The sequence below is a fragment of the Streptomyces sp. NPDC031554 genome, from assembly GCF_055580685.1.
Genome location: NZ_JBVIKX010000002.1, coordinates 460,502 through 477,886, shown reverse-complemented (window position 1 = coordinate 477,886; position 17,385 = coordinate 460,502). Strand labels below are relative to the sequence as shown.

Sequence of the window (17,385 nt, the reverse complement as noted above, 5' to 3'; positions counted from 1 at the left end):
CTCCGGGAGGCCGGGGGCCGGGAAGCCGGGGGCCGGGAAGCCGGGGGCCGGGGGCCGGGCTGCTCGTGGGGCTCTCAGCCCTCCACGTCACGCGGCTTGACGTCCACCGCGCGCAGCGCCTCGTCGCGGGTGGCGGTCCGCGCCTCGGTGCGGTGGCCGCGCTCGATGTAGTCGCGCACCACGAGTTCGACGGCGTCCTGGGGGCTGCCCACGCCGGTGAGCACCATGACCTCGACGACGAGATCGGCGTTGAGGGAGATATCGACCTTGGCCATGGCCGGACGGTAGCACCGGAGGAGCCCGCCCGAGGCCCGTTCGCGGCTTCCGCTCCGGGCGACGGTGACGCCCCGGCGGCCGGTGGGGCCGTCGGGGCGTCGAGGCGGGGCAGGGCGGGGCGAGGCGGGGCGGACGAGGGGTCGGGCCCGCCGTACGGGCCGGTTACCCGAAGGTGACGACCAGGCGGCCGTCCGAGGCGTAGGACCAGTGCAGGGCGCCGGTGGAGGACGAGCAGCGGGAGCCGTTGGTGCCGGACCAGAACTGGTTGGTGCCGTCGGCGTTGCCGATGATCCGGTCGTTGGTGCCGCTGCCGCTGCGGCAGGAGGTGTTGCCCCGGAACACCGAGGTGCCGGCGTCGAAGTTGAAGTTGCGCTGGGCGTTGTCGATGCTGAGGTTGTCCGACACCGTCATGGAGCCGGGGTTGCTGTTGTAGGTGAAGCCGTGCTTGCCGTTGTGGTAGGCGATGCTGCGCCGGACGACGTGGTTCACCGCGATGTCCTCGCCGCCGAGCTTGTAGCCGTTGCGGTCGCCGTTGCCGGCCTGGGAGCCGTCGCTGAGGGTGCCGTTGTCGTAGGCGAGGGAGTCCTCGATGGTCACCGGGCCGATCGGGCCGGTGTCCGACTTGGTGTAGAGGTCCCAGCCGTCGTCGATGTTGTGGTGGGAGACGGCGTAGCGGAAGACGTTCCCGGGGCCGGTGGTGAGCTTGGCGGCGAAGCCGTCGGCGTCCTCGCCGTCGGAGTCGGCGTTGTCGTGCGACTCGGCGCTCAGGATGAGGTTGTTCGACGGCCACTGGCTGCTGGGGGTGCTGGACAGCGTCCGGGAGAGCTGCAGGCCGGTGTCGCGGTTGAAGCGGGTCACCGTGCGCTCGATGACGTTGTTGCTGCCGCCGACGAAGATGCCGTTGTCCCCGGCGCGTTCGACGACGATCCCCTTGATGTGCCAGTACGACCCGTTGACGGCGAGGCCGCGGTTGGCGGGGTCCTCGGTCTGGGCGGAGAAGTTCAGGACGGGGGTCTCGCCGGGGTAGGCGAGGAGCTCGGTGCGGTCGGCGGCGGTGCCGTCCTTGCCGGTCGGGACGGTGACCGTCTGGGTGGGGCGGTACGTCCCGCCGCGCAGGTAGATGGTGCCGCCGGCGGTGATGCGGCTGATCGCCGAGGTGAGCGTGGTGGGCGCCGTCTGGGTGCCGGCGGCGCCGTCGGTGCCGTTCGGCGCCACGTAGAGGGCGGTCGCCGGGGGCGGAGTGGTGGTGCCGCCGGTCTCGGCGTCGAGGTGGTCGATGTTGGGCAGTCCGGCGGCCGTGGTGGGGCTGAACCGGATGACGTTGCTGCCCGCGGTCACCGGCACCGTCAGCGTCTTCGTGGTCCAGGCGCCCCAGGTGCCGGTGGTCTCGAAGGAGACGGTGGTGGCCGACGCGCCGTTCACCGTGAGGGTCGCGGGCCGGGCGGCGGTGGTCCCGTTGGCGAAGCGGACGCCCAGGGTCGCCGTGCCGGCGGCGGAGGCGTTCACGGTGAACTGCACCGACGCGCCGACCGCGTTGGTGCCGTTGCAGAATCCGCTGCCGGAGTAGCCGGCCCAGTCGGAGTCGACGGTGCCGGTGCAGACCGCGGGCGAGGTCTCCGCCTCGTAGCGGGTGGACGCTGCCTGTGCCGTGTTGCCTGACAACGCGACGAGTGTGCCGGCCAGCAGGCCGACGCACGCGATGACGGGGCTCCGTTGCATCGTTCTCTCCAGGTGGTCGCGGCTCCGCCGACGAGGATTCGCCGGCCGCCCCGCCCGCGACGGGCCAGGTGCGGCCGTACGACCGGTTCGACGAGGTGAACACGGCGGACGGCCGGACCCGGCACGCAGAGGGCGAAAGCGCTTTCTCCTGGACGGTAAGCGCTTGCCATGAGCGCGTCAACGGTTGTGCATGTGATGGATGTTCAGATTCATGAACCGGGGTGGTCGGGAACTAGAAGAGGCCCGCGGTGCTCCTGCCGCTCTCGAGGTCCAGCAGCCGCCGCTTGCGTTCCAGGCCGCCGCCGTAACCGGTGAGGCCGCCGCCCGCGCCGACGACGCGGTGGCAGGGGACGACGATGCCGACCGGGTTGCGGCCGTTGGCGAGACCAACGGCCCGGGAGGCGGCGGGTCGGCCGATGGCCTCGGCGAGCTCCCCGTAGGTGCGGGTCTCCCCGTACGGGATCTGCCGTAGCGCCTCCCAGACCGTGCGCTGGAACGGGGTGCCGTGCAGCCGGAGCGGGAGCGTGAAGTCCTTCGACCCGCCCGCGAAATAAGCCTCCAGCTGTTCCTCGGCGGCGCCGAAGAGGGTGTCGTCGCGGGAGCCGAAGCTCTCCTCGGCCGGGCGATGGCGCTGCCCGGTCATGTAGAGACCGCACAGGACGCCGTCGTCGGCGACGAGCGTGAGGGGTCCGCAGGGGCTGTCGACGACGGTGTGCCGCTTCATGGTGCGTCCTTTCGTGAACGTGCTGCTCAGGCCGGCAGGTGGTTGACCGGGTGGCTGCCGGTCGCCCACAGGTGCTGGACGGCGTACGCCCGCCAGGGGCGCCACGCCGCCGCGCGGGCGGTCAGCGCCGCCGGTGTGGACGGCAGGCCCAGCTCCCGGGCGGCGTGCCGGACCCCGAGGTCGGTGGGGAGGAAGGCGTCGGGGTCGCCGAGCGCGCGCATCGCGATGACGTCGGCCGTCCAGGGGCCGAGACCGGGCAGCGACAGCAGCCGGGCACGGGCCTCGGACCAGTCGGACTCCACCCCCAGGCGCAGAGTGCCGTCGGCTAGCCGGGCGACGAGGGTGGTGAACGTCGTCCGGCGGGTGCGGGGCATCGCCAGGGACGCGGGGTCGAGGTCGGCGAGCGCCTCGGGCGTCGGGAAGAGGTGGGTGAGGCCGCCCTCCGGGTCGTCGACGGCGTCCCCGTGCGCCGTGACCAGGCGGGCCGCGTGGGTGCGGGCCGCCGCCGTGGACACCTGCTGGCCCAGGACCGCGCGCACGGCGAGCTCCGCCTCGTCCGCGGTGCGCGGGACGCGGCGGCCCGGCGCCTTGTCCACCAGCGGGGCGAGCAGCGGGTCGGTCCGCAGCCGTTCGTCGACGGCCACGGGGTCGGCGTCCAGGTCGAGCATCCGCCGGCAGCGGCTGATGGCGACGGTGAGGTCCCGCAGGTCGCTGAGGGAGAGCCGGCAGGCGATGTGGTCGGGGCGCGGGGCGAGCCCCACGATCCCGTGCCCGTACGGCAGCCGCAGCGTGCGCCGGTACGCTCCGTCCCGCCACTCCTCGACGCCCGGCACGGCGGTCGCGGCGAGGTGCCCGAAGAGGTTGTCGGGGTGCAGGGGGGCGCGGAACGGCAGGCGGAGCCGGAGGGTGACGGGGGCGGCCGGCGACGCGGTCGTCCCGGCGGCCGGCCCGCCCGGCGCCGAGCGGGCGCGGGACGCCGGGGACGTCGCAGTGCGCGGTGTCGTCGTACCGCCGCCGTCCCGCCCGGGGACGCGGGCGCGCAGCTCGGTCGGGGAGAGGGCGAAGACCTCGCGCACGGTGTCGTTGAACGCGCGCACGGAGGCGAAGCCCGCCGCGAACGCCACGTCGGTCAGGGGCAGCCGGGTGGTCTCGATGAGCAGCCGGGCGGTCTGGGCCCGCTGGGCGCGGGCCAGCGCGAGGGGGCCCGCGCCGAGTTCCGCGAGGAGCTGGCGCTCGACCTGGCGGGTGCTGTAGCCGAGGCGGCCGGCGAGGCCGGGCACGCCCTCGCGGTCGACCACGCCGTCGGAGATCAGCCGCACGGCGCGGGCCACGAGGTCGGCGCGCCGGTTCCACTCCGGGGAGCCGGGGCTGGTGTCGGGCCGGCAGCGCTTGCAGGCCCGGAACCCGGCCTGCTGGCAGGCGGCGGCGCTCGCGTGGAACACCATGTTCTGCGGTTTCGGCGCCATCACCGGGCAGCTCGGCCGGCAGTAGATGCCGGTGGTCAGGACCGCCGTGAAGAACCAGCCGTCGAACCGCGCGTCCTTGGACCGCACGGCGCGCACACAGCGCTCCCGGTCGGTGTGCATCCCGTTCAGCATGCGTCCAGCATCGGCCACCCGGCCCGTCGGGTCCGGCGGGAATCCGACATCGGCCTCGCGTGTGCTGCGCCTTCGCCGCTCACCCCCGCCAGGCGCGCTCCCGCAGCAGCCGCAGCCCGTTGAGCCCGACCAGCACGGTCGATCCCTCGTGCCCGGCCACGCCGAGCGGCAGCGGCAGGTGGCCGACGAGGTCCCACAGGACGAGGCCGGTGATGAACGTGCCGGCGATCACCAGGTTCTGCAGCACCAGCCGGCGCGCGGTCCGCGAGAGCCGTACGACCGCCGGTACGGCCGTGAGGTCGTCGCGGACGACGACGGCGTCGGCCGTCTCCAGCGCGAGGTCGGAGCCCGCCCGGCCCATCGCGAGACCGGAGTGGGCGGCGGCGAGCGCGGGCGCGTCGTTGACCCCGTCCCCGACGAACAGGACCTTGCGGCCGGCGCGCTGGAGGCCGCGGACGGCGTCGACCTTGCCCTCGGGCAGGAGGCCCGCCCGGACGTCCGTGATGCCGGTGGCCCCGGCGACCCGGGCGGCGGCGGCCGCGTTGTCGCCGGTGAGCAGGACCGGGGTGGTGCCGGTGAGGGCGGCGAGGGCGGCGGTGGCGGCCGGGGCGGCGGGGCGCAGCCGGTCGGTGAGGGTGAGGGTGCCCACGGGGACGGCGTCGCGGGTGACGAGGACGGTGGTGCCGGCCGGGGGGCGGGAACCCCGGGCGGAGCGGGCGGGCTCGTGCGCGCCGTCGGCGTCCGGTGCCCGGCCCACCTCCACCGCGCGGCCGTCCACCGTCGCGGCGACCCCTCGTCCCGGGGTCGCCGTGAAGTCCCGCGCCGGGGCGATCCGCAGCCCGCGGGCGCGTGCCGCTCCCACGACCGCCCGTGCCAGCGGGTGTTCGCCGGCGTGCTCGGCGGCCGCGGCCAGGGCGAGGAGGGCGTCGGCGTCGAGGCCGGAGCCCGGCAGCGGGCGGACGTCGGTGACCTCGGGCGCGCCTTCGGTGAGGGTGCCCGTCTTGTCGAGGGCGGCGGTGTCGATCTCGCCGAGGCGTTCCATGGCGACGGCGGACTTGACCAGGACGCCGTGCCGGCCGGCGGTGGCGATGGCGGACAGCAGCGGCGGCATGGTGGCGAGGACCACCGCGCACGGCGACGCGACGATCATGAAGGTCATCGCGCGCAGCAGGGCGTCCCTGAGGTCCGCGCCGAAGGCGAGCGGCAGCGCGAAGACGGCGAGGGTGGCGGCCACGACGGCGACGGCGTAGCGCTGCTCGATCTTCTCGATGAACAGCTGGGTCGGCGCCTTGGTGCGGGAGGCCTCCTCGACGAGGGTGACGATGCGGGCGACGACGGAGTCGGCGGGGTCGCGTTCGACGCGGACGCGCAGGACGCCGGTGCCGTTGAGGGTGCCGGCGAAGACGTCGTCGCCGGGACGCTTGACCACCGGCAGCGGTTCGCCGGTGACGGTCGCCTGGTCGGCCTCGCTGACCCCGTCGACGACGCGGCCGTCGCCGCCGATCCGTTCGCCGGGGCGGACCAGCAGCAGGTCGCCGACGCGCAGTGCGGCGGCCGGGACGGTCTCCTCCCCGTCGTCGGTGAGGCGGGTGGCGGTGTCCGGGGCCAGGTCGAGGAGGCCGCGCACGGAGTCGGCGGTGCGGGCGGTGGCCAGTGCCTCCAGGGCGCCGGAGGTGGCGAAGATGACGATCAGCAGGGCTCCGTCGAGGACCTGTCCGATCGCGGCCGCGCCGAGCGCGGCGACGATCATCAGCAGGTCGACGTCGAGGGTCCTCTCGCGCAGGGCCCGCAGGCCTTCGCGTGCCGGTTCCCAGCCGCCGGCCGCGTAGGCGACCGCGTACAGGGTTCCGTACAGCCACGACGGTGCGCCGCCGGCGTCGGCCCCCAGGCCGGCCAGGAAGGCGACCGTGGCCGTGAGGGCCCAGCGGACCTCCGCGAGGGCGAGGAGGCGGGTGCGGCGGCGGGGTGCCGCCGGGCCCGTGGTGGCGGCGGGAGGGGCGAAGGTGTTCGACGACGTGGACACCCGCCTCACCATACAGGAACACATGAAGACTCGTTCATTCGTTCATGACGCGTGGGTAGGATGTCCGCATGGGTCATGGAGCCGTCACCACCACAGCCACCGAGCGCGTGCGCCTGGACGCGGACAACGTGGCGAAGGTGGCCACCACCCTCCAGGCCCTCTCCACCCCCTCCCGGCTGCTGATCCTCGCCCGCCTGCGCGAAGGCCCGCTCCCCGCGACGGAGTTGGCCGCCGCGGTGGGCATGGAGCAGTCCGCGTGCTCGCACCAGCTGCGGTTGCTGCGCAACCTCGGTCTCGTGATGGGCGAGCGGCGCGGCCGTTCGGTGGTCTACGCGCTGCACGACCACCACGTCGCCGAACTCCTCGACCAGGCCGTCTACCACGTGGAGCACCTGCGCCTGGGCATCAGCGACACCTCCGAGTGACCCGGGGCCCCTCCCGCCGCCGGGTCCCGGACCGGGCGGTGCCGGTCTCGCCCTCCGCGGTGCCCGGGAGGCGCCCTCGCGGAGGCCCTTCGCGGTCCACGTCCCCCGAGGGGGTGCCACCGCCCCGCCCGCCACGGTGTCCTCCCTGGCCCGCCGGAGCGGTCCGCCGGGGCGGGCCGGCTGCTCGGTCCGCCGGTCGCCGGGACACCGTGGGTCCGCGGCGGGGGCGAGCGCGGCGGGGCCGTCCGGGTGAACGGACCCGCCGCTCCCGTCACATGTTGATCATGTGTCCGGCCAGGCCGTGCACGGCCTCCTTGACGGCCTCGCTCAGGGTGGGGTGGGCGTGGACGTTGCGGGCGACCTCGTGGACGGTGAGGTCCCACTGCTGGGCCAGGGTCAGCTCGGGCAGCAGTTCGGTGACGTCGGGTCCGATGAGGTGGCCGCCGAGCAGTTCGCCGTACCGGGCGTCGCTGATCAGTTTCACGAAACCGGTGCTGTCGCCCAGTCCGTGCGACTTGCCGTTGGCGGTGAAGGGGAACTTGGCGACCTTGACGTCGTACCCGAGGTCGCGGGCCTGGGCCTCGGTGTGGCCGAAGCTGGCGATCTGGGGCTGGCAGAAGGTGGCGCGGGGGATCATCGCGTAGTCGAGTTCCATGGTCTCCGCGCCGGCGATGGTCTCGGCGGCGACGACGCCCATCGCCTCGGCGGCGTGCGCGAGCATCAGCTTGGCGGTGACGTCGCCGATGGCGTAGATGTGCGGGACCGAGGTGCGGCAGCGGCCGTCCACGTCGACGGCGCCGCGCTCGGTGACCCGCACGCCGGTGTTCTCCAGGCCGTAGCCGGTCACGTTCGGGGCGAAGCCGATGGCCTGGAGGACCTTGTCGGCCTCCAGGACCTGCTCGGCGCCGTCCTTGCCGGTGACGGTGACCCGGACCCGCGGGCCGGACTCGTCGATCGCGTCGACGCGCGTCGAGGTGAGCACGTCGATGCCCAGCCGGCGGTACTGCTTCGCCAGTTCGGCGGAGACCTCGGCGTCCTCCAGCGGTGCCATCCGGTCCAGGAACTCGACGATCGTGACCTTCACGCCGTAGTGGTGCAGGACGTAGGCGAACTCGATGCCGATGGCGCCGGCTCCCGCGACGACGATCGACCCCGGCAGGTCCTCCGCGAGGATCTGCTCCTCGTACGTCACCACCCGGGCGCTGCGCTTGGTGCCGGGCAGCAGCTTCGGGGTGGCGCCGGTGGCGATGACGCAGTGCGTGAACCCGATGGTGCGGGTCTCGCCGTCGTAACCGGCCACCTGGAGCGTGTGCGGGTCGAGGAAGGTGCCGCGGCCGTCGTACTCGGTGATCTTGTTCTTCTTCATGAGGTAGTGGACGCCCTTGACGCGGCCGTCGGCGACCTTGCGGCTGCGGCGGTAGGCCTCGCCGTAGTCGAAGGAGACCTCCCCGTCGACCTTGATCCCGAACGTCTTCGCCTCACGGGTGAAGATGTGCGCGAGTTCGGCGTTGCGCAGGAGGGCCTTGGTGGGGATGCAGCCCACGTTCAGACAGACGCCGCCCCAGTACTTCTCCTCCACGACGGCGACGCGTCTGCCCAGCTGGGCGGCGCGCACCGCGGCGACGTAGCCGCCGGGCCCGGCGCCGAGTACGACGACATCGAAGTGCTCGTCCTGTTCCACCATGGGACGTTCCTCTTCCTTGCTCGGCGTCATCCCTTCCGTGGTGGATTGTTCCGCTCCCCCGCGCCCACCGCCACAGAGATCGTCGCGGTGTGTCCGAGATCGCCCGGGGTCCGCCGGCGGGCCCCGGGCGGTGGGCGCGGGCTCCGCGCCTACTCCGTCGCCGTCGGCCGGCGGGACAGTGCCGTGGCGCGCGCGGGGTGGCTCAGCGGGCGCAGCCGGTAGGTGTAGGCGTAGTCGCGGTCGGCGAACAGCTTGTACTCGTCGTGGGTGTGCGCGCCCCAGCTGTTGTCACCGCCGACGCCCATCTGCCGGTGGCTCAGCCGCAGGACGACCTCGGGACGCGGGGTGAGCTGGTAGTCGTGGCGGGCGCCGACCGACAGGTCCTCGGGCGTGAAGCGGGAGGCGTTGGCCTCCAGCAGGGGTTCGCCGGTGGCGAGCAGGCCGGCGCCGTCGCGGTCGGTGAGGGCGATCCAGCGCACGTCGGTCCGGTTGCCGTTCTCCTGCGGGCGGATGTACGGCGTCCACTGGCCGCTCACCGTCCCGGAGTACAGGCCCACGTCGGTGCCGTCGTTGCGGTCCCAGTGGTTCTCCTCGGGGCCGCGGCCGTAGTGGTGCACGTGCTCCAGGCGGGCCGGCAGGAACAGGATGCTCCCGACCTCCGGGATGTACGGCAGGTCCGCGGCGCCCGGGCGCAGGGTGTGGTCGACCTTGATCTCGGCGTTCCCGAACACGGTGTAGAAGGTGGTGTACGCCGACGGGGTCGTGGTCGGCAGGGTGCCGGTGACCTCGATCCGCACGGCCCGGTCGCGCAGGGCCCGCACCCGCACCCCGGTGACCGTGCGGAGGGTGCCCGCGTCGCGCCAGGTCCGGTTGCGGGTGTGCTGGCCGTTGCCGTGGTCGTTGTCGGTGGGTGCCCGCCAGAAGTTGGGCGCCGGTCCCGAGACGAGGAGGGGGACGCCGTCCGCCTCGTAGGAGGTGATGACGCCGGTGCGCTTGTCGACGGTGACGCAGAAGTCCCGGCCGGTGACGGTGACCGTCGTGTCGCCGTCCTCGTGGGTGAGGGCGGGCACGTCCCGGAGGGGGACGGGGGTGACGGCCGGGCTGCCCGCGTCGAGGGGGATCTGCTGCCGCGCCACCTCGAAGCCCGCTTCGGCCCAGGGGGTGGACTCCCGCAGGGTGAAGGACAGTTCGAGGAAGTGCTCGCTGCCGGGCGCCGGGGCGGTGGGCAGTCTCAGGGGGACGGTGACGTCCTTGCTGGTCAGCGGCGGGACGTCGAGCTGGTCGCGCGTCAGCCGGCCTCCGCGGACGACCTTCCCGTCGGTGACGAGCGACCAGTTCCCTTCGAACGCGCGGAGGTCGGTGAAGAGGTGCTCGTTGGTCAGGGTGACCGCGCCGGGGGCGCCGCCGGGCGTGGGGGCGGCCCGGACGGCCTGGTAGACGCGCTTGACCTGGGCGGCCTTGCCGGTGTGGCCGCGGTCGGCGGTGACGATGCCGTCGGCGACGAAGGCGCCGTCGTTGGGCAGGTCGCCCCAGTCGCCGCCGTAGGCGAGGAAGGTCTTCTCGCGCGGCTGCTCCTCCTCGACGTCGACGGTCGCCGCGTCGAACCAGAACCGCACGCCGTCGTCGCCGGGACCGCGGCCGTCGTCGGCGAGTTCGGCCGCGGTCAGCGCGCGGGCGTGGACGCGGGCGCGGCGGACGGCGCCGCTGAACTCGCGGGTGGGATTGTCGGTGTCGTTGCCGAGGGCGAGGGGCGCGGTGTTGACGTCCGGACGGCGGGTGGTGGTGCGGGTGGCCCGCACCACGCCGTCGACGTACAGGGTGAGGGTGCCGGCGTCCGCGTCGAAGACGCCCGCGACGTGGTGTTCGCGGCCGGTCCAGTCGTCGGGGACGGTCCAGTTCGCGGCGACCCACCGGCCGCCGCCGTGGATGAAGAACTCCAGGGTCCGGTCGCTCTGCTTCAGGGCGTACTGGGTGTCGCCCTTGGCGATGATCGGCTGGTGGTATCCGGTGAAGCGGGGGGTGACCCAGGCCTCCAGGGTGAGGGAGCCGGTGAGGTCGAGCCCGGGGTCGCGGGCGAAGACGGTGGCGCCGACGACGCCCCGGGCGCGGTCGAAGGTGCCGCCGGCCGCCATGAGTTCACCGCGGAGCCGGGCCGGGCCGGTCTCGGTGAACAGCGTGCGCGCCGGTGTGGGCCAGGTGAGGGACTGGTCGGCGAAGTCCCAGATCCAGCCGCCCTGGAGGACGTCGTGGCGGCGGACGAGGTCCCAGTACTTCGTGAGGTTGCCGGTGGAGTTCCCCATCGAGTGGCTATACTCGATCATGACGTAGGGCCGGGTGTCGGCGGTGTCCTTCGCGCGCTGCTCGACGCGTTGGGGGGTGTCGTACATCTCGGAGCGGATGTCGCTGACGCCGGGCCGGTCGTCGCCCTCGTACTGGATGACGCGGGTGGGGTCGTAGGAGCGGATCCAGTCGTGCATGGCGGTGAAGGTGCTGCCGCCGCCGGCCTCGTTGCCGAGGGACCAGAGGACGACCGAGGCGTGGTTCTTGTCGCGGTGGACCATGTTCTGGGCGCGGGCCACGCAGGCGGCCGTCCACTCGGGGTGGTCGCCGGGGTACCGGTCGCGGATGCCGTGGGTCTCGAGGTTGGTCTCGTCGACGAGGTAGAGGCCGTACGCGTCGGCCAGCTCGTACCACCGCGGGTCGTTCGGGTAGTGCGAGGTGCGGACGGAGTTGATGTTCAGCCGCTTGATGATCTTGATGTCCTCGATCATGTCGGCGCGGGTGAGGGCGGTGCCGCGGGCGGGGTGCATCTCGTGCCGGTTGACGCCGCGGAAGGAGACGGGCCGGCCGTTGATGCGCATCAGTCCGTCCCGGAGGACGAACTCGCGCAGTCCGACCCGGTGGGAGAGGGTCTCGACGACCTTTCCGGCGGGGTCGCGCAGGCGCAGGACGGCGGTGTGGAGGTAGGGGTCCTCGGCGGACCAGAGGCGGGGTGAGGGGACGGCCCTGGCGGCCCGTACGGTGGTCGCCTCGCCGCCGGAGTCGAGGTCGACGGTCTGCCGCAGGGGGCGGGACCACACGGGGTGCCCGTCGGCGTCGTACAGGAGGGTCTCGACGGTGTACCGTCCGCCGGATCCGCCCGCGTAGTCGCGCACGCTCGCCGTCACCGCCAGCTCCGCGGTGGTGTGGTCGGCGCCGAGCGGGGTGTCCAGCTTGAAGTCGCGCAGGTGGACGGCCGGGGTGGAGAACAGGTGGACCGAGCGGAAGATGCCGCTCAGCCGGATCATGTCCTGGTCCTCCAGCCAGTCGCCGTCGGAGTAGCGGTACACCTCGACGGCGATCTGGTTGGTGCCGGGCTCGAGGTGGTCGGTGACGTCGTACTCGGCGGGGGTGCGGGAGTCCTCGTGGTAGCCGACGAGACGGCCGTTGATCCACACGTAGTGGGCGGACTTGACGCCCTCGAAGTGCAGGAACGTCCGCCGTCCGGCCCAGGCCGCCGGGACGGTGAAGGTGCGCCGGTACTGGCCGACGGGGTTGTAGCGGGTGGGCGCGGCGGGCGGCTGCGGGTCCTCGCCGTGGCCGTTGGGCCCCCAGTACGGGTAGGTGATGTTGAGGTAGATCGGGCGGTCGTACCCGTGCAGCTGCCAGACCGACGGCACGGGGACGGTGTCCCAGGCGCTGTCGTCGAGGTCGGTGCGGTGGAAGTCGGGGTCACGGTCGTCGGGGCGCTCGGCGTACGCGAACCTCCAGGTCCCGTCGAGGTCGAGCCGGTAGGGGGAGCGGGTGCGGTCGGCGGCGAGGGCCTGGGCGAGGTCCGCGTACGGCATGAGGGTGGTGTGGGGCGGTTCGGTACCGAGCCGGAAGACGTCGAGCCGGCCGTTCCACTCCGGGGGCGTCCCCGGAGCCGCCTCCGCGGCGGTGGCGCGGCGGCCGGCGGGGGCGGAGAGGGCGAGCGCGCCGAGTACGGCGGCCGATCCCTCGAGGAGACGACGACGGCTGACGACCGCCCGCCGGGGGCGGTCCGACCGGTCCATGGACGACACGTGCGGGTGCGACATGACCATGACCTTCCTCAAGGCGAACCGTGCGGCTGCACGGGACGGAGGGTGCGTCAGATCTTGTCCAGTGGTGTTGACAAACCGAACAGAGACGCGCCGATATTGACCTAATATCAACTCAACTCGACGCAATACGACTTGACGGAGATCACCGTGGGTGACCGTCCGTCAGTAGACGTCGCGGACGTACCGTTTGTCGGCCGCCAGCTGCTTGACGTACGCCGCCGCCTCGGACTCGTCCAGACCGCCGTGGACGACGGCGATGTCGCGCAGGGCCTTCTCGACGTCCCCGGCCATGCGGGAGGCGTCCCCGCAGACGTAGAAGTGGGCGCCGTCCCGCAGCCAGGACCACAGCTGGGAGCCGTGCTCGCGCATCCGGTCCTGCACGTAGACCTTGGCGCGCTGGTCGCGCGAGAACGCGGTGTCCAGGCGCTCCAGGGCGCCCTCGGCGAGCAGGGCGGCCAGTTCCTCCTCGTAGTAGAAGTCGGTGGCCCGGCGCTGCTCGCCGAAGAACAGCCAGTTGGGGGCCCGGTGGCCGCGCGCGCGGCGTTCCTGGAGGAAGCCCACGAACGGCGCCACGCCGGTGCCGGGCCCCACCATCACCATCGGGGTCGCCGGATCGGCGGGCGGCCGGAAGTGCGGCGAGCGCTGCACGTGCACCGGCACCCCGGTGCCCGGCGCGGCGTCCGCCAGGAAGGGCGAGCAGACACCCTGGCGGGGCCGGCCGGCCAGGTTCTCGTACCGCACGACGGAGACGGTGAGCGAGACGAGGTGGGGGTCGGTGAGCGGACTCGACGAGATGGAGTACAGGCGCGGCTGGAGCCGGCCCAGCACCTCGGCCCAGTCCTGCGCCCCGGCCCGCGCCCCGGACTCGGCGGCCACGTCGACGGCCTGCCTCCCCCAGCTCCACTTCGCCAGCTCGCCCTTGTTGTCCGGGCGCAGCAGCTTGCGCAGCTCACGGGGGTCGCGGACGCGGTCGGCGGTGAACCGCAGCAGGGCGGGGGTGATCCGGGTGATGTCGAGGTGGCGCAGCAGGGCCTCGTCGAGGGCGACCTCGCCCACACCGTTCAGCCGTACCCGCGCGTGCCCGTCGAGACCGGTGACCGCCAGCCATTCCGCGACCAGGGCGGGCGAGTTGAGGGGGCGCACGCCGAGGGCGTCACCGGCCTCGTAGCCGAGGGGGGTCCCGCCGTCCCGGGTGTCGAAGGTGAAACGGCGCACCTCCTTGCCGGAACCCGGCAGGCTCAGCAGCCGGTTGCCGACCAGCCGGGCGGTCACGGGCGCGGGACGCCCGGAGCGGCGCGCGGCGGTGACGGTGACGGGCGGGGAGAGCACGGCCGACGGGGCCGTCGTGGCTGGTGGTGAGGCCGGTGGGGCCTGGGTGAGGAGCCCGGCCGCCGGTGCGTGCCGTGCCGGCTCCCCGGGTTCCGCCGCTCCCACGGGTCCCCCCTCCTCCAGGGCGACGAGCACCTGGTCCAGCCAGGCGTCGGCCTGCGGCTCGTAGTCCGGTTCGCAGTCGGTGCGGGGTGCCAGCCGTACGGCGCCCAGCTCGTCCATGCGGTGGTCGAGCCGGCGTCCGTGTCCGCAGAAGTCGTCGTAGGAGGAGTCGCCGAGGGCGAGGACGGCGTAGCGGCGGCCGGTCAGGCGCCCCGCGTCCAGGCCGGCCAGGCCGTCCCAGAAGCCGGCGCCGTTGTCGGGGGCGTCGCCGTCGCCGAAGGTGCTGGTGATCAGCAGGAGGTCGGCGTCGGAGGGCAGCGCGGCGGGGTCGGCCTCGTCCATGGCGACGAGGGCGGGGGTGTGGCCGCCGGCGGCGAGCCGGTCGGCGGTGGCCGCGGCCGCCTCCTCGGCGTTGCCGGTCTGCGAGGCCCACAGGACCACCACCCGGCGCCCCGCGGGCCGCTGCGGCGCGGTGCCGGTGACCGGGTGGACGCCGGGGCCCGCGCCGGTGCGGGAGTACATCCCGGCCAGCGTGCCGTTGACCCAGAGGGCGTGGTCCGGGCTGAAGGGCGCGTCCGGCGGCAGCACCGGCACGCCGGGGGCGCCGGCCGGGATCCCCGCGAGGAAGCCGACCAGGTACCGCCGCTCCGGCTCGGTCAGGACCGGTGGCGGGACGGGCTCCAGACCGAACGCGGCGGCCGCGGGGCCGGACGGGGAGAGGGCGGGCGCGGTGAGGGCCGCCACCGCGGGGAACGTGGTGGCGGGGGCTGCGGGGTCAAGGGCCGCGGTGGCGGGGGCCGTGGTCGTCCCGGTGGCCGACGGCCGTGCCGGGAGGCCGTCGGGCGCCCGCACGCTCACCGGCGTCGACACCCGGCTCAGCGAGACCGCGCACACCTTCAGCTCCGGCTGGAAGGAGAGCGGGTCGACGGCGTCGCCGGTCACGGCGTTGACGCTGAGGTACTCGCCGAACAGGTCGTTCCAGTGGAAGGGCGCGAAGCAGGAGCCGGGCAGCACCCGGTCGGTGACGACGGCGGGCAGTACGGCCCGGCCGCGGCGCGAGGCGACCTCCACCGAGTCGCCGTCGGCCACCCCGAGCCCGGCCGCGTCCTCGGGGTGCACCTCGACGAACGGGCCCGGATCGAGCTTGTTGAGCCTGGCCACCTTCGCCGTCTTGGTCAGGGTGTGCCACTGGTGCTGGAGGCGGCCGGTGTTGAGGACGAACGGGTAGTCGTCGTCCGGCATCTCGGCGGGCGGGACGTGCGGGCGGGCGTGGAAGACGGCGCGGCCGCTGGGGGTGGGGAAGGTGAGCGAACCGTCCTCGCCGACGTACCGGACGGGGTTGCGGTGGGGGCCGTCGGCGGTGGCGGCCGGCCACTGCACGGGGGTGGCGCGCAGCCGCGCGTAGGTCACTCCGCGCAGGTCGTAGCCGGTCCGCGGGTTGTGGAAGCGCTTGATCTCCTCGAAGACCTGCTCCGCGCTGTCGTAGGAGAAGCCGCTCTCGTAGCCCATCGCGCGGGCCACGGCCGCGATCAGCCGCCAGTCGGCGGTGGCCTCGCCGGGCGGGTCGGCGGCGGAGCGGGCGAGGGTGAGGTTGCGTTCGCTGTTGACGAGGACGCCCTCGGACTCGGTCCACAGTGCGCCGGGCAGGACGACGTCGGCGTAGGCGTTGGTCTCCGTCTCGGAGAAGACGTCCTGCGCGACGACGAACTCGGCGGCCTCCAGTCCCTCGATGACCGTGCGGCGGTTGGCGACGGAGGCGACGGGGTTGGTGCAGATGATCCAGCAGGCCTTGATGTCGCCCGCGGCCATCTTCCGGAACATCTCGACGGTGCCCTTGCCGACGCCGTCGGCGCGGATCGTGCCGGGTTCCAGCCCCCACACGTCCTCGGTGAAGGCCCGGTCGGCGTCGACGAGCACGGACCGCTGTCCGGGCAGGCCGGGGCCCATGTACCCCATCTCCCGGCCGCCCATGGCGTTGGGCTGGCCGGTGAGGGAGAACGGGCCGCTGCCGGGACGGCAGATCCTGCCGGTGGCGAGGTGGAGGTTGACCAGGGCGTTGGTGTTCCAGGTGCCGTGCGTGGACTGGTTGAGGCCCATCGTCCAGCAGCTGGTCCACTCCCCCGCCTCGCCGATCAGCCGGGCCGCCTCGCGCAGGTCTGCCTCGGGGATGCCGGTGATGCCGGAGACGGCGGCGGGCGGGTGGCCGGCGAGGAACTCCGGCATCGCCTCCCAGCCCTCGGTGTGCGCGGCGATGAAGGCGGGGTCGGTGTGCCCGTTCTCGTGCAGGAGGTGCAGCAGGCCGTTGAGCAGGGCGAGGTCGGTGCCCGGCCGGATCTGGAGGAACAGGTCGGCCTTGGCGGCGGTGGCGGTGCGACGCGGGTCGACGACGATCAGTTTCGCGCCCGCCTTGACCCGGTCCATCATCCGCAGGAAGAGGATCGGGTGGCAGTCGGCCGTGTTGGAGCCGATGACGAGGAAGACGTCCGCCCGGTCGAGGTCCTCGTAGGAGCCCGGGGGGCCGTCCGCCCCGAGGGACAGCTGGTAACCGGTTCCCGCGCTGGCCATGCACAGCCGCGAGTTGGACTCGATCCGGTTGCTGCGCAGATACCCCTTGACCAGCTTGTTCGCGAGGTACTGCGCCTCGAGGCTCATCTGGCCGGAGACGTACAGGGCGACCGCGTCGGAGCCGTGCTCGTCGACGACCGCGCGCAGCCGGCGGGCCGTCTCGGCGACGGCCGCGTCGACGGGCGTCGGCTCGAGTTCCTCGCCCCGGTCCCGGCGGACCAGGGCGGTGGTGAGCCGGCCCGGCGCCGCGAGCAGGTCGGCGGTGGTGGCGCCCTTGGTGCACAGCCGGCCGAGGTTCGCCGGGTGCTCCTTGTCGCCGGACGTCTTCAGGACCGTACGGCGTCCGTCCGGCCCGCGGCCCACGTCGAGGACCAGGCCGCAGCCGACGCCGCAGTACGAGCAGACCGTGGGCACCTTGGTCGTGCTGTCGGTCCGCGGGTCCGGCACGGCCACGGGCTCCCCCTTCTTTGTGGCGATCGGCCTGGTGAGAGCCGCTCTTTCTGGCGTTCGGCCTGGTGAGAGCCACCGCGAGCCTTCCGTGACGGTACGAACCGCGCATTACACAGGTGTCTCCCGGACCGGCCGCCGGGGGTTAATCCCGGCGCACAGCGCAGGGCGGCCGGATGTGAGCGGGTCTCGCGCACGGCGGGCGGCCGGCCTCGGGCCCGCCACCGGGGCAGTGGCCGCCGCGGCGATCCGGTCCGTGCCGGAGCGCGGCCGACACCGGCCGAGGACACGGGGGTCCGGGCCGTGCCCGGACCCGGCCGACACCGGTCGGGGACGCGGCGGTCCCGTCCGTACCGGGGTGTCACCGGGCGGTCCGGTCCGGTCCGGGCCACCGGGCAGTCCGGTTCCGTCCAGGCCACCGGGGGTCCT

Annotated in this window: 9 protein-coding genes; 1 reads left to right on the top strand and 8 read right to left on the bottom strand. The window is 73.8% G+C overall.

The window, feature by feature from the left end; all coding sequences use genetic code 11:
- Positions 1–74: 74 nt before the first annotated feature.
- The 5 genes from ACZ5FU_RS07515 to ACZ5FU_RS07495 all read right to left on the bottom strand — a co-directional run bounded on the left by ACZ5FU_RS07515 (position 75) and on the right by ACZ5FU_RS07495 (position 6,352).
- Positions 75–275 carry a type II toxin-antitoxin system VapB family antitoxin gene (locus ACZ5FU_RS07515; RefSeq protein ID WP_451527248.1) on the bottom strand — a complete coding sequence of 67 codons (201 nt, stop codon included), beginning with the start codon at positions 273–275 and terminating at the stop codon, positions 75–77.
- Positions 276–438: 163 nt separating this feature from the next.
- Positions 439–1,995, bottom strand: a complete 1,557-nt coding sequence (locus ACZ5FU_RS07510; protein ID WP_451527247.1) for a right-handed parallel beta-helix repeat-containing protein — start codon at positions 1,993–1,995, stop codon at positions 439–441.
- 232 nt (positions 1,996–2,227) lie between these two features.
- Positions 2,228–2,719 (bottom strand): methylated-DNA--[protein]-cysteine S-methyltransferase, encoded by a 492-nt coding sequence (locus ACZ5FU_RS07505; RefSeq protein ID WP_451527246.1) that lies wholly within the window; start codon positions 2,717–2,719, stop codon positions 2,228–2,230.
- Between the two features lie 26 nt (positions 2,720–2,745).
- Complete coding sequence (locus ACZ5FU_RS07500) at positions 2,746–4,317, bottom strand: AlkA N-terminal domain-containing protein (protein WP_469045065.1); 1,572 nt, start codon at positions 4,315–4,317, stop codon at positions 2,746–2,748.
- Positions 4,318–4,396: 79 nt separating this feature from the next.
- Complete coding sequence (locus tag ACZ5FU_RS07495) at positions 4,397–6,352, bottom strand: heavy metal translocating P-type ATPase (protein WP_468834449.1); 1,956 nt, start codon at positions 6,350–6,352, stop codon at positions 4,397–4,399.
- A 56-nt stretch (positions 6,353–6,408) separates the two neighbouring features.
- Between ACZ5FU_RS07495 and ACZ5FU_RS07490 the strand changes: the two genes are divergently transcribed.
- A complete protein-coding gene (locus ACZ5FU_RS07490; RefSeq protein ID WP_468834451.1) occupies positions 6,409–6,765 on the top strand; it encodes an ArsR/SmtB family transcription factor in 357 nt (118 codons plus the stop codon).
- A gap of 271 nt (positions 6,766–7,036) precedes the next feature.
- Here ACZ5FU_RS07490 and lpdA read toward each other — a convergent pair whose 3' ends face one another.
- The 3 genes from lpdA to ACZ5FU_RS07475 all read right to left on the bottom strand — a co-directional run bounded on the left by lpdA (position 7,037) and on the right by ACZ5FU_RS07475 (position 16,962).
- Positions 7,037–8,449, bottom strand: coding sequence for a dihydrolipoyl dehydrogenase (gene lpdA / locus ACZ5FU_RS07485; protein ID WP_468644262.1), 1,413 nt, complete (start codon positions 8,447–8,449; stop codon positions 7,037–7,039).
- Between the two features lie 149 nt (positions 8,450–8,598).
- Positions 8,599–12,507, bottom strand: coding sequence for a glycoside hydrolase family 2 TIM barrel-domain containing protein (locus tag ACZ5FU_RS07480; RefSeq protein WP_469045064.1), 3,909 nt, complete (start codon positions 12,505–12,507; stop codon positions 8,599–8,601).
- A 168-nt stretch (positions 12,508–12,675) separates the two neighbouring features.
- Positions 12,676–16,962: a molybdopterin-dependent oxidoreductase gene (locus ACZ5FU_RS07475; protein WP_469045063.1), complete on the bottom strand. Its 4,287-nt coding sequence runs from the start codon at positions 16,960–16,962 to the stop codon at positions 12,676–12,678.
- Positions 16,963–17,385: the final 423 nt, after the last annotated feature.